This is a genomic window from Methylobacterium sp. J-001 (assembly GCF_022829565.1).
In the GTDB taxonomy this organism is placed as follows: Bacteria; Pseudomonadota; Alphaproteobacteria; order Rhizobiales; family Beijerinckiaceae; genus Methylobacterium.
Genome location: NZ_JAKSYN010000060.1, coordinates 25,962 through 40,943 on the forward strand (window position 1 = coordinate 25,962; position 14,982 = coordinate 40,943).

Sequence of the window (14,982 nt, forward strand, 5' to 3'; positions counted from 1 at the left end):
CTCAGATCGCATGGACACCGGAGAACATTCCGGGGAACTGTGTCTCGAAATTGATGTTCGAAGATTTCCAATGGATGAGGTCGGACGACTGCATCAGGACGATGCTACGATTGCTGCCCCGCCCCTTGCTGCTCCGCATATCGGTCGCGGTGATGTAGAAGTTTCCGTCCTGATTGCGGGTGATATAGGGATTCCGCAAGCCGCCAGACTCGGTCAGGTCTCCGTTGATGACAGGATTGCCGTTGTTCAACTTATTGAAACGCCGCCCATCCAGGCTGTAGGCAAATGAGATTTTTCCTGAGACGCGCTGTTGCCGGTGAAATACGCGAGCAGATATCCGTCGTAGGGTGGATATTCGCCGGCCGCAAAGCCGGGACGGAGCGTCGATTGATAGATGAAAACAGTCGTTACGACTTTCGTCATGAAACAGCTCATGTTCCCCCCAATTGTGTTTGTTATTTTTGTTTGTTTGTTGTCGACTTATGATTCAATGCCGGTTTGGGTTCAGATCCCCTCCATTCCGACTCCGCGAAGCAATGCTTCGACTGTCGCGCAGCAAGCCGAAGGTCATAACGGCAGAGCTCCGCGCACACTTCAGTAAAATTTGTTGATCTCAGGTCATGGCGTGACCTTGAGCGAAGAGTGATGGTCTGCCTCTCGAAAGTGGATGCGCGCTATTTTTCTTTTTCTATGCAACGACGGTGGTCGCGGTCGAACTATATTTTCGTGCCGATGGGGCTGACAACGGCGCGATGATATGTCTGACAAATTATGTAATTAGCAATCGAGCCGAGGAGATAAAAATTAAACTTTGCAATCTGTTCGATCGAGAATTTGATTTAGCGAATTATTTGCAAAATATTTTGTGCATAAAATTGATATGGCCGATGGGATGTCGTTCCCGCGCGTCCGGGCGGACCTGCGGTGGCAGTCCAACGCTTCGTCCGCGTAGGTCCGTGCGCGATCGCGGGGTTCAGCTGCGAAACCGCTCTGGCGCTCGGCCGTCCCGCAGCCCCCGGGGTGTCGGGCACAGACCGGCCGTGCGCCGGCCACGCTGCCAGAGACGTTGTGCCGCCCGGGAGGAATGGTTCTGTAAAGGAGCCAGAGGCTCAGGCAGCGTTCCTGCCGGCGCGGGCGGAGCGAAGCTGTCCGCAGCGCCAGCGGCCTGTCCGCCTGTTCGGGAGGCGGCACAGGCTTAGCAGGGGCATAACGGCATCGCCGCTGTGCGCGCGCACCCACGCGACGATCCCGCTATCCTGCGGGACCGGGCCGGGGGGGGCGGACCGGGCGGCACTCGGGCGTGCCCCGTCTGCCGGATCGCGGCATGCGGCCTACGCCCTCTTGCCGTCGCGATTCCGCGAGCCTCTCACGCCTTCTCGGCGGTCTCGTCCGGCTCGAACAGCTGGACCGGGTGGCCCGGCATGATTGTCGAGATCGCGTGCTTGTAGACGAGCTGCGAGTGCCCGTCCCGGCGCAGCAGCACGCAGAAATTGTCGAACCACGTGACCACGCCCTGCAGCTTGACGCCGTTGACGAGGAAGATGGTCAGCGGGATCTTGTTCTTGCGGACATGATTGAGGAACGTGTCCTGAAGGTTCTGTGCGCGTTCGCCCGCCATCTTCTTTGCCTTCTTGTTGTCCCGGCGCGAAAGGCCCGGGTTGGGTATACGCAACGGTGGGTCGTCACGTGCGGGATTGTCCGATCATCCCGCCCGGCTCGAGTCTACACCATGACGGGGTGAAAACCCCGGGGCAAGCAAGGCTCGTTCCGGCTGATCCGTGACGGATCGGCGCCAGTCTCACGGTGCTCCGCCGCCCAGAGGCCGGCTTCCTGCAGCCGAAACCCCTTCCGAATCCCTACGGACCGATGCCCAGGGACTTCAGCTTGCGGTGGAGCGCCGAGCGTTCCATGCCGATGAACTCGGCCGTGCGCGAGATGTTGCCCGAGAACCGTGCGATCTGCGCCACGAGATACTCGCGTTCGAAGATCTCGCGGGCCTCGCGCAAAGCCAGGCTCATCAGCTTCTCCCCGCCCGCGCCCCCCGGGGTGGTCGGCACCAGGGCGCCGATCTCGGAGGGCAGCATCTCGGAGGTGACCTCCTGCTCGGGGTCGGCCTGGGTCAGGATCATCAGCCGCTCGACGTTGTTCTTGAGCTGGCGGACGTTGCCCGGCCAATTGTGCGACTGGAGCACCGCCATCGCGTCCTCGGCGATCACGCGCTTGGGCAGGCCGGTCTGGGACGAGATGTTGTCCATGAAGAACTGGATCAGCTCGGGCACGTCCTCCCGGCGCTCGGACAGGGCCGGCACCCGGATCGGCACCACCGAGAGCCGGTGGAACAGGTCCTCGCGGAAGCGGCCCGCGGCGATTTCCTCTTGGAGATCCCGGGAGGACGAGGAGATGATCCGGACATCCACGTGGACCCGCGTCGTGCCGCCGACCCGCTGGAAGTTCTGGTCGACGAGGACGCGCAGAATCCGGTTCTGGGTCTCGCGGGGCATGTCGGCAACCTCGTCGAGGTAGAGGGTGCCGCCATGGGCCTCCTCCAGGGCGCCGACCCGCCGGCCGGATTCGCCCTCGACCCCGAACAGCTCCGACTCCATCGTCTCGGGCAGGATCGCGGCCGCGTTGAGCAGCACGAACGGCCCGTTCGATCGCGCCGAGGCCTTGTGCAGGCTGCGCGCGGCGAGTTCCTTGCCGGAGCCGAGCGCCCCGGTGATCATCACCCGGGCGTTGGTCGGCGCGACCCGGTCGATGGTCTGGCGCAGCTGGTTGATCGCGAGCGAGCCGCCGACGATGCGGTTGGGATTGCCCGAGCGCGCCGTCAGGTCGCGGACCTCGCGCCGGAGCCGGGAGGCTTCCAGCGCCCGCTCGGCCACCAGGATCAGCCGGTCGGCCTTGAACGGCTTCTCGATGAAGTCGTAGGCCCCCGCCTTGATGGCCGAGACCGCGGTCTCGATGTTGCCGTGGCCGGAGATCATCACCACCGGCAGGTCGGGATTAGCCGCCTTGATCAGGTCGAGCACCTGCAGGCCGTCGAGGCGCGAGCCCTGCAGCCAGATGTCCAGGAACACCAGGTGGGGCCGGCGCGCCTCGATGGCGGCGAGCGCCTCGTCGGAGCCGCCGGCCGTGCGGCAGCGGTGGCCCTCGTCGTCGAGGATGCCCGCCACGAGGTCGCGGATGTCGGCCTCGTCGTCGACAATCAGGATATCGGCGCTCATGCGTGCATCTCCGCGGTCCGGGGGGCCGTCGGTGCGGCGCCCTTCTCCTCTGTCGGGGTGGAACGGGTCTCGGGGCCGGACGGCTCGGGCCCGTGCTCGCGCGGGACCCGCATCTGAACCTGCCCGCCCCGGCCGGCGGGGTTGTCGTTCAACGCGATCCCGCCGCCGTGCTCCTCAAGCACCTTGCTGACGATAGCAAGCCCCAGCCCCGTGCCACCTTCGCGTGTGGTCATGTAGGGCTCGAGCAGCCGCTGGCGCCCCTCGACCGGAAAACCCTTGCCGTTGTCGGTCACCGTGATCACCGCGAAGCCGTCCTCGACCGCCAGGCTCAGGGCGATCTTGCCCTTGCCGAGCTCGGCCGGCGGCACCTCGGCCACCGCCTCGACGGCGTTCTTCAAGATGTTGGTGATCACCTGGCTGAGCAGCCGGATGTCGAAGGCCGCCACGATCTTCTCCGCGCTGCCCGCGCCGCCTTGCGCCGAGAACGCGAAGTCGATGTCCGGGTGCGCCACGCGCATCATGAACAAATTCTGCTTGGCGATCTCGGTGAGGTCGTTGGGCGCGATGGCCGGTTTGGGCATCCGCGCGAAAGCCGAGAACTCGTCGACCATGCGCTTGATCTCGTCCACCTGGCGCACGATCGTGGCCGTGCACTGGTCGAACACCTCCTTGTCGGCGGTGATGACCTTGCCGTACTTGCGCCGGATGCGCTCGGCCGAGAGCTGGATCGGGGTCAGGGGGTTCTTGATCTCGTGGGCTATGCGGCGGGCGACGTCGCCCCAGGCGGAGCTGCGCTGCGCCTGGACGAGGTCGGTGATGTCGTCAAGGGTCACCACCGAGCCGCGGGAGGCCGCTTGCGCCTGCTCGCTCGTGACCCGCACGGTCACGGTGCGCTCGCCGCGGGAGCGGGTGAGCTGGAGCTGCTGCTGCTGGAGGGCGCGCGGGCGGCTCTCGCTCTCGGCGAGCACCGGGGCGAGTTCCGGCACCGCCCGGGCCAGCGGCTGGCCGATCAGGGCGTTGCTCTCCACGTCGAGCATCCGCTCGGCGGCCGGGTTGGCGATGGTGACGAAGCCCGCCGCGTCGAGGCCGATCACCCCGGGCGAGACTCCCGACAGCACGGCCTCCGTGAACCGGCGGCGGGTGTCGATCAGGTCGTTGGCGGCGATCAGCCCGGTATGCTGGCGGCGCAGCTCCTGCGTCATCTTGTTGAACGCCTCGCCGAGATGGGCCAGGTCGCCGCTGGTCTTCTTGGTCGGGACCTGGGCGTAGAAATTGCCGGCCGCGACCTGGTCGGCGGCGTTGATCAGCCGACGGATCGGCGCCACGAACCGGTTGGCGAAGTTCATCCCGAACCACACCGCCGACAAGAGCGCGATCAGGGCGATCAGCAGGAACACCGACGCGAAGGTGATCTGGATCGAGCGCCGGAGCGAATCGTAGGTCAGGTACTCGGCCGCCGCCGCCCGCGACACGCCGGGGAAGTCGATGGCGAGCTGGCTGACCTCCCGCTGCACCATCAGCACGGCGTCGTCATAGGCCGGCATCCGCAGGAGCGCGGCGAAGACCCGGCCCTCGGAGGGCAGCAGGCAGATCGGGTCGGTCGAGGTCGCCGCCTCCTCGAAGGCCGCCGCCGAGGGCAGGCGCACCTGCTTGAGCACGTCGATCTTGGCCCGGGCGACCACGTCGGTCGGCCCGCGCATGATCTGCGCCACCGGCAGCCCGAGATTGGTCGCCCGCGTGGTCAGGAAGTTCTCGAACCAGGCCCGGTCCCGGTCGAAGTTCGGGCGCGCCCGGGTGAGGTCGTCCACCAGGATGCGGATCTCGCGGGCGAGCGACTGGCACTGGTTCTCCTGGTAGGCGTCGGCCACCTCGACGGATTTGAGCACCACGTCGCGGACCCGGTCGGTGAAGCCGAGCGACAGGCCCCGGTCGATGGTCACCGATGCCACCACGGCCAGCAGCACGGTGGGCAGGATCGCGATCAGCGAGAACAGGCCGACGATGCGCGAGTGCAGCCGGGCCACCGCCGCGTTGGCCTTGCGGGCATGCAGGAAGACCCGCGCCTCCCAGGCGATCACGAAGGCGAGGCCGAGCACCAGGGCGGCGTTGATGCCAAGCAGCGTCACGCCGTAGGCCGGCGTCGGCGTCACTCGGATCACCCCGGCCAGGATCAGGAAGGTCGCGAGCGCCGAGATCAGCGCGGTGACCACCACGGCGGCGCCGATCCAGCCCGGCCCGCGCGGCCCGGGTTTCAGCGAGTCCGCGAGCGGCGTGCTGGGCTCCGGAGGCGTTTCCGACGGGGATGCGTCCTGAGGGACGTCCTGCGGGGCTTCCGGGTTGGCGTCCGCGCTCGCCTGGGCCGCCCCCGCGCTTGCCGTCTCGGCAGGCGGCTTTGCAGCCCCTTCGGGATCCGGCGCAGGGCCTTCGACAGGCGATGAGCGTCGCAGAAACGGCATGACTGGTGCAGGGCCACAACAGTGTGGCGGAATTAATACGAGTCGCGGCGCCGGAGGGGCGGCCGGTGATCCATTCGGCGCCGGTGTCTTGTGCCGGCTCAGCGTGAGCGGGGCTTCCGCTCAAGCGGCTCCGGATGATTGTTCGTTACCGGCACCGCGAACCAGGGGGGCTGCCCTGCAAGCTCAGCCTTAAGATGCCGCGGGTTGGCAATCGCGTCGCATAGGTTCGGACGTAAACGAGGCCGCAAGGACGGGCGCATCAAGATTACGGCGACGTTGGTCACGGGTGCGGCCGTCGCCGCTTCGGCGGTGGGCTGCTTCGCGCCGATCGTAGCCTTCGTCACGTCGACCTGTAGCCGTCATAACCCCGCTGATGCCCGCGGCGGCTGCGGGCTTCGTCTCCTGGTTCACCCATCGGCAGGATCGGCGCGACGCTTCGGAGCGCGGGCGCTAGGATTTCGGCACGGCCCTCAAGGCGGGTGCTTCAGATCAGCGCATCGTCGGCCAAACTTCGGTCGGACGAGACTGGTTTTCGAGCCGTCGCGACGGTGACGACGATCCTCATCCCTTGACCCCTCGGTCAGGGCCTCGTACCCCCGGTGGTGGAGGCGAACGGGGTCTGGTGGCCCCCCTGGTCTTCAAAACCAGTGGTACGCCAACAGCGTACGGTGGGTTCGATTCCCATCCGCTTCCGCCATACCCCGCTGCCGACCGGCGCGGTGGCCGGCTCGCTCCGGCCGACGATCCACAATCCTCCGCTCCGCCCCCGATTGCACAGACAGCGGATGTCACGTCCGCCACGTCCGAGCGCGCATCACCATCGCGGAGAAGGGACACGGCTGATGCCGGCGCGTCGCAGGGCGCGTTGACACCGGGCCGGCTTGCGCGCGTCGCGCCCGAGTGGTCCGATCCGGTTTGAGGCGCTCGCAGAAGTTCGCCCGCCGATCCGGAGGAGACCCGCCATGCTGTCACGCCGGCAAACGCTCGCCCTGGCCCTTGCCAACGGCTTCGCCCTGACCGACCGGGCGGTCCTGGCAGCGGAACAGACCACCGCGCCGACCGTCAGGAGTCCGGTCTCGTTCGCGGTCCCACCGGGGGCGTGCGACTGCCACGTCCACGTCATTCCCGATCCGGCCCGGTTTCCCTTCTGGGCGGGGCGCGGCTACACCCCGCCGGTGGATCCGCCCGAGCGTCTGCTCGCCCTCCAGCACGCGCTCAAGCTCGATCGGGTGGTGATCGTGACGCCCAGCGTCTACGGCACCGACAACGCGGCCACCCTCGACGGAATGCGCCTGCTCGGCCCCCAGCGCGCCCGCGGCGTTGCGGTGATCGGCCCCGGGACCGGCCCGGCCGAGCTCGACGCGCTGGCCCTGGCCGGCATCCGCGGCATCCGGGTCAACCTGGAGCAGGCCGGCGTGTTCGATCCGGCAGCCTCGGCCAAGGCGCTGGAGAGCGCCGTCCAGCAGATCGGGCCGCGGCCCTGGCACCTCCAGGTCTATGCCCGCCTGTCGGTGATCGGTCCGCTGAAGCCGCAGCTGGCCGCCCTGCCGGTGCCGGTGGTGTTCGACCACTTCGCGGGCGCGCAGGCGGCCCTCGGCCCCGACCAGCCGGGCTTCGGCGCGGTCCTCGACCTCGTGCGCGGCGGCCAGGCCTGGGTGAAGCTGTCGGGCGCCTATCGCGCCTCGACTCAAGCGCCCGACTATCCCGACGTGGCGCCGCTCGCCCGGGCCCTGGTGGCGGCGAACCCGGAGCGGCTGGTCTGGGGCAGCGACTGGCCGCACCCGGACAGCACGCCGAAGCCGGGCCGCAAGCCCACGGATCTCGCGCCCGCGCAGGCTATCGATGACGGCCGCCTGCTCGACCTGCTCGCCACCTGGGTGCCCGAGCGCGCCACCCGTGACAGGATCCTTGTCGAGAATCCCAGGCGGTTGTACGACTTCTAAGCGAAATATCTGCGCTGCGGGCTCGCCCGGGCCGGGAAGCCGATCCCGAACGGGATCGCCCGCCGCGCCGCGTTCCCCCGGGAGATCGTCCATGCAGGGTCTGGCACGTCTCGGCCTGCCGGCCGCCGCGGACCGCGCGCCCGGCCGATCACGCCCCGCCCGCGGGGTGCTCTGCCTGCTGACGGCCGCGGCGATCCTGGGGGCCGGTATTGCCGCGGCGCGGCCCCCCGGCACCGCCGTCGATCCCGATCTGGTGCGGGTGATCCGCTTCATGGCGCTGATGAAGGGCGGGTTCGCGCTTGCGGCCTTCGCCGGCTGCGTCTGGCGTCTCGCCCGGCCGGCCGGTCCGTGGCGCACGCCGATCTACGTCGTCGCGCCGCCGCTCATGGCCGCGGGTGCGATCGGGCTCTGGTCCCTCCAGAGCCTCCCGATCGCGGCGGCTGGCCTACATCTCGGCCTGCTCGCGGTGTTGGCGGCCGCGCTGACCGACCCGGATTTTTTCCCCGACCTAGCGCGCCTCGGCCGGAGGCGCCGATGATCCGTCGGCCGATCATCGGCGAAAATCCCGCCCGGCGCCGGGGCGGAACGGCCGATCGCCCGGCCCGTTTCCCCGGGACCCGCTCGATGCGCCGGGCGCTGCCGCGTCGAACCGCCCAGACCCGTTCGCCATGATCGACACGTTGCTTCCGTTCCTCCCGTCCGGCGCACAGGCGGCCCTGCGCAGGCTGGCCGCCCGCTGGCCGTCGCGCCCCGCCCGCGCGGAGCCGGTGATCCGGCTCGACCACGATCCGCGCCCCGGCCCCATGACGCCGCTGCTTCCGCCGGCCGCGCTCAACGACAACCCGCTGCAGGCCGTCCACGAGGCGGTGGAGCGGGACCTGCGCGCCAGCGGCCATCTGCGCTGAGACCGTCTTGGGGTTTGAACGCCATCAACGCGAGCATTTGAGGAGCTGCTTGCGATCCATCGCAGCCGTGCCGTTTACCCTGAGAGCGCCTCAGAAGCAGCCATTCGTAGTCTGTCTACCAAACAGTCGTTGATGTAGCTACGTGATCCCTGCATAGGGCATGTAACTCAATTCATCAGTTGATATTCCGCTCAAACGAATGGTTAATATGGGCAATGTTCGCGTTAGCTGCAGGCGCCGGAAGATCTGCATCAGTATTGATTGTATTTGGACAAATGATTTCGTTCGGAGTTACCGCACATCTATGCTGAATTTTATGAATGATATTTAAGGTTGTTTGGGCATCATTAAAGGCCAAATAGGGGTGTGGGCGGCCAGCGATTATAACTTCGATGCGGCCCTGCTCTTGCGCAGACCGGCTGAAGCCTACCCAACTCGGAAATCCCTGACCCAACCCAGGCGCCTAGTTCGGCATGGGCGCTTCCCACAAGCGGCCATTCGTCGGTGCTCCGGCAACCTCGGTGACAGGTTGATAGCGGGCGTTGAGCGGACAGGCGTTCTTCGTGCGCCTACTTCTCTGTTTCTCCAAGGACTTCGCCAGTTTTTGGATCGAGATCAAATTCCGTTAATTTGCCATTCTTGATGCCCTCGCCGTCCCAGTGACCATCGTCGGCGTCAATTCTGATAATCGATGTATATCCCGATGACATGAGCTTTTCCTTGACCTTTTCTACCGGCATCCAGTCAGATCCCGGTTGCCCGGCGAGGGCTATACTGTGCTGGCCTATGCCGGTGGCCAAAGCGCAGGCAAATATCAAGGCTTTGAACATCAGCTTGACCCCCAAATTTGCGTATGAGTCGCGATCTACGTAGTCGATTATTGATTCAGATAGCACTAAAATGGACATTTTTGATCTTGTATATCTGCGGCTACTCGCCGCCACGCAGGAAGGATGATTTGTGATTGTAAAACGTAGCGACCATTCAACAGTCGTATATCAAGCTGTTCGCCGGGCGAGCGCGCACAAGTGACTTTGCATTAGGGTTTAAGAAGTCCGCTAAGGGTTGTGCACGGGCGCGACAACAGTGTCTGCGGTTGCTGACTACCATCCGAAAGCGGACCGACCGAAATCCACCCAAAGCAGCCCGTCAAACGGCCAAGCTGGTCGAGTTCAGACCCAAGGCGCGCTGCGCGGTCCTCAGCGCTTGGCGGCGCCCGCCGGGGCGGGCCGCGCGGCCGCCCCGGCCTCCATCCAGTGACAGGCCGTGGTCGTTGGGAGACCGGCGCATTCGTAGCTCCGGTCGCCCAGCGTCACCCGGTCGACCAGGCCGGTGATCTCGCTGCGGGTCACCAGGGTGCAGCCGAGATGGTCCGCCTTGGGATCGGCCAGCAGGGCGGCCGCCGCGGCGGCGCCGTCGTGCAGCAGCATCCGGTAATTGGCCAGGGACGGGCAGCCGATCACCTGCCCGGGGGCCTTCCGGTCCGGGCCGGAGGCCTTGTCGGGGCCGGGGCGGGCCGGCGCCTTGGCGGTCGGCTGGCCCAGCGCGGGCGCGGCGCAGAGGCCGAGGGCGAGAACGGCGACGCGAAGTGGCATGCGTGTCATCGGCCGCCCCTCGGGCAAGATGCGGCACGGGGAAATCCGGCTCTGCGGATTCGCCGTGCGGGAAACGGGCGCCGGACCGGCGGATCGGCCGGCCAATCTAGCACGCGGACCGGGCGGTGTCGTACCCGCGCCGTCGCCGCGCCCGTGCTGCGCGCACGCGGTTGCGGCCGGCCGCGAAACCGACGATGAAGCCCGCGATGGAATCGCCGGCGCCGGACATCCGGGGCGCCGCGGCGGGACGTGAGGAGAGGTCATGGCGACGGCGATCGATAGCGACCAGAAGCTCCACCTGGTCTTCGGTGGTGAGTTGCAGGACCTCGACGGCGTCCGGTTCCGGGACATCAAGGGCCTCGACATCGTCGGCATCTTCCCGGACTACGCGTCCGCACAGGCCGCCTGGCGGGCCAAGGCGCAGGCCACCGTCGACAGCGCGCAGACCCGCTATTTCGTGGTCCACCTGCACCGGCTGCTGGAGCCGCCGGTCGCCTGAGGCCGGCAAGAACCTGCCGTTCCGGGCGCGCGCCTGTGCGGTGCGCGCGTGAAGGCATTGTGACACCTTCGGCCCGCTGCTAAGAGCCTCGCCCGTCATCAGATCCATCCGGCCCGCGCGGGGCCGGTATTCGGAGCGCGGCGCGAAGCTCGGCCGCGAGTGGGCGGACGTCATGAAATCCTCGATCAAGATTATCGCCGGCAACGCGAGCCGGCCCTTGGCCGAGGCGATTGCCGCCTATCTCGAATTGCCGCTGGCCAAGTGCATGGTCCGGCGCTTCGCCGACATGGAGATCTTCGTCGAGCTCCAGGAGAACGTGCGCGGCGAGGACGTGTTCATCGTCCAGTCGACCTCGTTCCCGGCCAACGACCACCTGATGGAATTGCTGATCATGATCGACGCCGCGCGTCGGTCCTCGGCCCGGCGCATCACGGCGGTGATCCCTTATTTCGGCTACGCACGGCAGGACCGGCGCACCTCGGGCCGGACCCCGATCTCGGCCAAGCTGGTGGCGAACCTGATCACCGAGGCCGGGGCCGACCGCGTCCTGACCCTCGACCTCCATGCCGGACAGATCCAGGGCTTCTTCGACATCCCCACCGACAACCTGTTCGCCGCCCCCGTGATGGTGCGCGACATCAAGGAGCGGCTGCCGAGCGCCGACCGCATGGTGGTCTCCCCCGATGTCGGCGGCGTCGTGCGCGCCCGCGCCATCGCCAAGCGGATCGACTGCCCGCTCGCCATCGTCGACAAGCGCCGCGAGCGGCCGGGCGAATCCGAGGTGATGAACATCATCGGCGAGGTCGAGGGCCGCTCCTGCATCCTGGTGGACGACATCGTGGATTCCGGCGGCACCCTGGTCAACGCCGCCGAGGCGCTGCTCAAGGCCGGCGCCAAGGACGTCTCCGCCTACATCACCCACGGCGTGCTCTCGGGGGGCGCGGTCTCGCGCATCGCCGCCTCGCGGATGAAGGAGCTGGTGATCACCGATTCGATCCAGCCGACCCAGGCCGTCAAGCTCGCCCGCAACATCCGGGTGGCGACCATCGCGCCGCTGCTGGGCGAGGCGATCGGCCGAACCGCCACGGAATCCAGCGTCTCCAGCCTGTTCGACTGACCGCGGCGGGTGAAGAATTCGCCGCAGTGCCTGCCGCGCAGTCGGCGCTATCTCGCCCGCGCGGACGCATCGCCGATCCGGGAGGGGCGGGCACTGGGCCGGACGACACTCATCGGCATCCACGGGCTCGCCAACAAGCCGCCCCGGGATGAGAAGGCGGCCTGGTGGCGGGCGGCGATCCTGGAGGGCTTCGCCCGCAATCTCGGAGGCTCGGCGCCCGAGGTGCCGTTCAGTTTCGTCTACTGGGCGGATCTGCGTTACCCGGAACCGCTGGCCGGCGGGCTCAACCGCGAACCCTACAGCACCGATCCCGGCACCGGCCCGTTCCCGTCCCCGGCGGACGATCCCGATCGCGCCGCGCCGACCCTCACCGACCGGATCTATCGCGGCCTCGCGCATCTCGAGGAGGCCACCGGGCTCACCCCGGTCGACGGCCTGATCCTGGAATACCGCCTCGACGACCTCTGGGGCTATCACGCGGACGCCGCGTTCCGCGATGCCGCCCGCGCGCGCCTGCGCGAGACCCTGGCCGAGGCGGCGGATCGCGCCGTGCTGATCGCCGCGCATTCGATGGGTGGTCTGATCGCCTACGACGTGCTCCGGGCCGCCGAGCGGGACGGCACCCCCCTGCCCCGCTGCACCCTGGTCACCCTCGGCTCCCCGCTGGGGCTCGCCGAACTGAAGCTGAGGCTGAAAGCCGAGCACGGCGACCTGTGCGTGCCGGAAGCCGTCACGGCCTGGACCAACCTGATGGACCGCCAGGACATCGCCACGGTGGGCGACGACCTGGCCGAGGTCTACCCGCCGAACGCCGCAGGGGTGCGGATCCGGGACGTGCCAGTGATCAACGCCTACCGCCGGCCGGACGGCACCGAGAACCGGCACAAATCCTACGGCTACCTGCGCACTCCGGAATTTTCCAAGGTCGTGGCGGATTTCCTGGCGGCCGAGGCCTGAAAGTCCAGGTTTCAAAAGGTCGAGACCTTTTGCGGGTCCAGGGCGGAGCCCTGGTTTAGTATCCATCGGGGCTCCGCCCCCTGCCCCGCCAAAGGGCCGAGCCCTTTGGGAACCCGATCTTCGCGTCGCTCAAGCGGCCTTCACCTCGCTCGCGACCACCGCGAAGCCGCGCCCTGCCTCGCCGGCGCGGGCCGCCTCGATGGTGTCGTTCAAGGCCAGCAGGTTGGTCTGCGCGGCGATGCCCGAGATGAGGGCGACCACGTTGCCGATCCGCTCGGTGCCGTCGGCGAGCGCCCGCACAGTCGCCTTGCTCCGGCGGGTGGTCTCGGCCGCACGCCAAGCCGCGCTCCACAGGATCGCGGCGGTGTCGTCGGCATAGATGCCGGTGCCGATCACCCAGCCCCAGGGCGCGAAGCCGCGCACGGAGGAGCGTTTCGGGACCGGCGCCTCGGACCCGGCCTTGGGCCAGGAATAGTCGACGAAGCCCTGACCCTGCTTGTTGGCGAGGTCGACGAAGTCCCGGAACAGGTACTTGCCGGTGGGATCCTGCACCCCGGAGAGGTCCTTGCCCTCGAGGTCCGGCTTCATCGGGTGGGCGACCATGCGGGGCTGCATGTCGTTGATCCAGAAGTATTCCTGGCCGTCGTAGCGCAGGGTCTTCACGGCCCGGATCGCCGCGCCCTGGGCATCGGCCCGCGACAGCCGCCCGGCCCGCGCCTTGCCCTCGAATTAGGCCGCGACGCCGTAGGCCACGTCCGTCAGGTGGCGAGTCTTGGCCATGCGGTCCTGCTCGACCTGGGATTTCGGGTTGAGCAGGCCGATGCCCGAGACCACGGCGACGCCGACCAGCGCGGTGGCCGTGATGGTGTGGAGCGTCGCCCCAATGCCGATTTTCTTGACACCGCCCCCCGGCGGACATTTTCGAGAGAGGCCAGGTGCAACGTTACCGTTACCGCGCCGTGAAGACGGCGTCGGGCCTTGCGCTTGTTGGCTCGAGGCTGTCCACTTCCCGTCAATAGAGCTCGGATCCGGACACGAAGCCGGCGGGCCAAGGGAGGAACGACATGGTGCGAGCGTCGCGGGCGGTTGCGAGTCCGGGGATCTGCCGCCGCCTCGTCCGGGCGGGACCGGCCGCCCTGCTGCTGGCCGGGCTGGCGCTCGCCGCCCCGTTCTCCGCCCCGGCCCGGGCGGACGACGCCAAGGTCCGGATCAGCCGGCAGCCCGGCTTCGTCTACCTGCCGGCGGTGCTGGCCGAGCAGCACAAGCTGATCGAGAAGCAGGCCAAGGCGGCCGGCCTGGGCGACGTCACGGTCGAGTGGGTCAACCTGACCAGCGGGGCGGCCGGCAACGACGCGCTCCTGTCGGGCAACATCGACATCGTCGACAGCGGCTCCACCAACATGCTGCTGCTCAACGACCGGACCCGCGGCGACGTGAAGGGCCTGTGCGGCGTCGGCAGCACGCCGATGCTGCTGCTCACCCGCAATCCGGCCGTTAAGACGCTCAGTGACTTCTCCGGCAAGGACAAGATCGCCCTGCCCTCCGTGAAGGTCTCGACCCAGGCGGTGCTCCTGCAGATCGCCGCCAAGAAGGCGTTCGGGCCGGACGGGGCGTCCCGGCTCGACCCGCTCACCGTCCAGCTCGGCCATCCCGACGCGGTGGCGGCGCTCGCCAGCCCGCAGAACGAGGTCAACAGCCATTTCTCGCTGCCGCCGTTCCAGCAGCGCGAGCTGCAGGACCCGGCGATCCACGCGGTGCTCAACTCCTACGAACTGGTCGGCGAGCCGGTGAGCAACGCGATCTTCTACGCCCGCACCGGCTGGTTCACCCGCAACCCGAAGCTTTCCGCCGCCATCGTGGCCGCCATCGACGAGGCGAATGCCGAGATCGCCAAGGACCCGCTCCAGGCGGCCAAGGACTACATCGCGGCCACCAACGACAAGACGCCCCCCGAGACGCTGGTGGCGATCATGAAGGAGCCGGGGACCACCTTCTCCACCACCCCGTACGGGATCATGCTCCAGGCCCGGCACTTCTACGCGATGAAGACCATCAAGGCCGAGCCGAAGGACTGGAAGGACACGTTCTTCCCGATCGTGCACGGGCTGCCGGGGAAGTAAGCGCTGTCGGTCTCCCCGCGCGGCCGTTGTTCCCTGCTTGAGGCCACGATATATCGGGAAGTGGGATCAGCGGGAGCCACCGCCGATCCCTGGCAATTACCCGTTAGGGTTTAGCCAACTCCAGAACAGCGGGTGGACGGCGAGTCGGAGTTGGAAGCTCCACTCGCCG

General features: G+C 67.6%; 15 protein-coding genes, 1 tRNA gene and 1 pseudogene. 8 read left to right on the forward strand and 9 right to left on the reverse strand.

The window, feature by feature from the left end:
- Window position 1: 1 nt before the first annotated feature.
- The 5 genes from MKK65_RS06445 to MKK65_RS06465 all read right to left on the reverse strand — a co-directional run bounded on the left by MKK65_RS06445 (window position 2) and on the right by MKK65_RS06465 (window position 5,677).
- Window positions 2-250, reverse strand: a complete 249-nt coding sequence (locus tag MKK65_RS06445) for a hypothetical protein (RefSeq protein ID WP_058192844.1) — start codon at window positions 248-250, stop codon at window positions 2-4.
- Entirely contained in the window at window positions 247-423 is a 177-nt protein-coding gene (locus MKK65_RS06450) for a hypothetical protein (RefSeq protein ID WP_160329332.1), read from the reverse strand. The genes MKK65_RS06445 and MKK65_RS06450 overlap by 4 nt, the downstream gene beginning before the upstream one ends.
- Window positions 424-1,366: 943 nt before the next feature.
- Window positions 1,367-1,618, reverse strand: a complete 252-nt coding sequence (hfq, locus tag MKK65_RS06455; protein WP_007563033.1) for an RNA chaperone Hfq — start codon at window positions 1,616-1,618, stop codon at window positions 1,367-1,369.
- A gap of 238 nt (window positions 1,619-1,856) precedes the next feature.
- Window positions 1,857-3,221 (reverse strand): sigma-54-dependent transcriptional regulator, encoded by a 1,365-nt coding sequence (locus tag MKK65_RS06460; RefSeq protein ID WP_092046447.1) that lies wholly within the window; start codon window positions 3,219-3,221, stop codon window positions 1,857-1,859.
- Window positions 3,218-5,677 carry a sensor histidine kinase NtrY-like gene (locus MKK65_RS06465; RefSeq protein ID WP_058192846.1) on the reverse strand — a complete coding sequence of 820 codons (2,460 nt, stop codon included), beginning with the start codon at window positions 5,675-5,677 and terminating at the stop codon, window positions 3,218-3,220. Before MKK65_RS06465 ends, MKK65_RS06460 begins: the two co-directional genes overlap by 4 nt.
- A gap of 604 nt (window positions 5,678-6,281) precedes the next feature.
- On the opposite strand from MKK65_RS06465, the gene MKK65_RS06470 reads away from it, so the two are divergent.
- From MKK65_RS06470 to MKK65_RS06485, 4 genes are all read left to right on the forward strand, one after another.
- Window positions 6,282-6,374, forward strand: a tRNA-Sec gene (locus MKK65_RS06470).
- 265 nt (window positions 6,375-6,639) lie between these two features.
- Window positions 6,640-7,620 carry an amidohydrolase family protein gene (locus MKK65_RS06475; protein WP_058192847.1) on the forward strand — a complete coding sequence of 327 codons (981 nt, stop codon included), beginning with the start codon at window positions 6,640-6,642 and terminating at the stop codon, window positions 7,618-7,620.
- A 91-nt stretch (window positions 7,621-7,711) separates the two neighbouring features.
- Window positions 7,712-8,158 carry a hypothetical protein gene (locus MKK65_RS06480; RefSeq protein ID WP_058192848.1) on the forward strand — a complete coding sequence of 149 codons (447 nt, stop codon included), beginning with the start codon at window positions 7,712-7,714 and terminating at the stop codon, window positions 8,156-8,158.
- A 130-nt stretch (window positions 8,159-8,288) separates the two neighbouring features.
- Window positions 8,289-8,525: a hypothetical protein gene (locus MKK65_RS06485; protein WP_058192849.1), complete on the forward strand. Its 237-nt coding sequence runs from the start codon at window positions 8,289-8,291 to the stop codon at window positions 8,523-8,525.
- A gap of 569 nt (window positions 8,526-9,094) precedes the next feature.
- Here the strand turns inward: MKK65_RS06485 and MKK65_RS06490 are convergent.
- Together MKK65_RS06490 and MKK65_RS06495 are read right to left on the reverse strand one after the other, a co-directional pair.
- Entirely contained in the window at window positions 9,095-9,433 is a 339-nt protein-coding gene (locus tag MKK65_RS06490; RefSeq protein WP_313902026.1) for a PepSY domain-containing protein, read from the reverse strand.
- Between the two features lie 291 nt (window positions 9,434-9,724).
- Entirely contained in the window at window positions 9,725-10,120 is a 396-nt protein-coding gene (locus MKK65_RS06495; RefSeq protein ID WP_243956445.1) for a hypothetical protein, read from the reverse strand.
- A 262-nt stretch (window positions 10,121-10,382) separates the two neighbouring features.
- Between MKK65_RS06495 and MKK65_RS06500 the strand changes: the two genes are divergently transcribed.
- From MKK65_RS06500 to MKK65_RS06510, 3 genes are all read left to right on the forward strand, one after another.
- On the forward strand, window positions 10,383-10,619 hold the full coding sequence (locus MKK65_RS06500; protein ID WP_058192851.1) for a DUF4170 domain-containing protein: 237 nt from the start codon (window positions 10,383-10,385) through the stop codon (window positions 10,617-10,619).
- Between the two features lie 172 nt (window positions 10,620-10,791).
- Window positions 10,792-11,736: a ribose-phosphate pyrophosphokinase gene (locus MKK65_RS06505; protein WP_058192852.1), complete on the forward strand. Its 945-nt coding sequence runs from the start codon at window positions 10,792-10,794 to the stop codon at window positions 11,734-11,736.
- Between the two features lie 9 nt (window positions 11,737-11,745).
- Window positions 11,746-12,693: a hypothetical protein gene (locus tag MKK65_RS06510; RefSeq protein ID WP_409565372.1), complete on the forward strand. Its 948-nt coding sequence runs from the start codon at window positions 11,746-11,748 to the stop codon at window positions 12,691-12,693.
- A gap of 129 nt (window positions 12,694-12,822) precedes the next feature.
- Here the strand turns inward: MKK65_RS06510 and MKK65_RS31130 are convergent, their stop codons facing one another.
- The gene (locus tag MKK65_RS31130) at window positions 12,823-13,050 is read right to left on the reverse strand and encodes a methyl-accepting chemotaxis protein (protein ID WP_409565373.1); all 228 of its coding nucleotides are present in this window, start codon (window positions 13,048-13,050) and stop codon (window positions 12,823-12,825) included.
- Window positions 13,042-13,401: pseudogene (locus tag MKK65_RS06520) on the reverse strand (cache domain-containing protein); the annotation flags it as partial. The pseudogene MKK65_RS06520 and the gene MKK65_RS31130, both read right to left, overlap by 9 nt.
- A gap of 356 nt (window positions 13,402-13,757) precedes the next feature.
- On the opposite strand from MKK65_RS06520, the gene MKK65_RS06525 reads away from it, so the two are divergent.
- On the forward strand, window positions 13,758-14,813 hold the full coding sequence (locus tag MKK65_RS06525) for an ABC transporter substrate-binding protein (protein ID WP_243956447.1): 1,056 nt from the start codon (window positions 13,758-13,760) through the stop codon (window positions 14,811-14,813).
- Window positions 14,814-14,982 lie beyond the last annotated feature (169 nt).

Coding starts and splice junctions, on each gene's coding strand:
- MKK65_RS06450 (WP_160329332.1), bottom strand. CDS start 423: ATGACGAAAGTCGTAACGACTGTTTTCATCTATCAATCGACGCTCCGT.
- hfq (WP_007563033.1), bottom strand. CDS start 1,618: ATGGCGGGCGAACGCGCACAGAACCTTCAGGACACGTTCCTCAATCAT.
- MKK65_RS06460 (WP_092046447.1), bottom strand. CDS start 3,221: ATGAGCGCCGATATCCTGATTGTCGACGACGAGGCCGACATCCGCGAC.
- MKK65_RS06465 (WP_058192846.1), bottom strand. CDS start 5,677: ATGCCGTTTCTGCGACGCTCATCGCCTGTCGAAGGCCCTGCGCCGGAT.
- MKK65_RS06475 (WP_058192847.1), top strand. CDS start 6,640: ATGCTGTCACGCCGGCAAACGCTCGCCCTGGCCCTTGCCAACGGCTTC.
- MKK65_RS06480 (WP_058192848.1), top strand. CDS start 7,712: ATGCAGGGTCTGGCACGTCTCGGCCTGCCGGCCGCCGCGGACCGCGCG.
- MKK65_RS06485 (WP_058192849.1), top strand. CDS start 8,289: ATGATCGACACGTTGCTTCCGTTCCTCCCGTCCGGCGCACAGGCGGCC.
- MKK65_RS06490 (WP_313902026.1), bottom strand. CDS start 9,433: ATGTCCATTTTAGTGCTATCTGAATCAATAATCGACTACGTAGATCGC.
- MKK65_RS06495 (WP_243956445.1), bottom strand. CDS start 10,120: ATGCCACTTCGCGTCGCCGTTCTCGCCCTCGGCCTCTGCGCCGCGCCC.
- MKK65_RS06500 (WP_058192851.1), top strand. CDS start 10,383: ATGGCGACGGCGATCGATAGCGACCAGAAGCTCCACCTGGTCTTCGGT.
- MKK65_RS06505 (WP_058192852.1), top strand. CDS start 10,792: ATGAAATCCTCGATCAAGATTATCGCCGGCAACGCGAGCCGGCCCTTG.
- MKK65_RS06525 (WP_243956447.1), top strand. CDS start 13,758: ATGGTGCGAGCGTCGCGGGCGGTTGCGAGTCCGGGGATCTGCCGCCGC.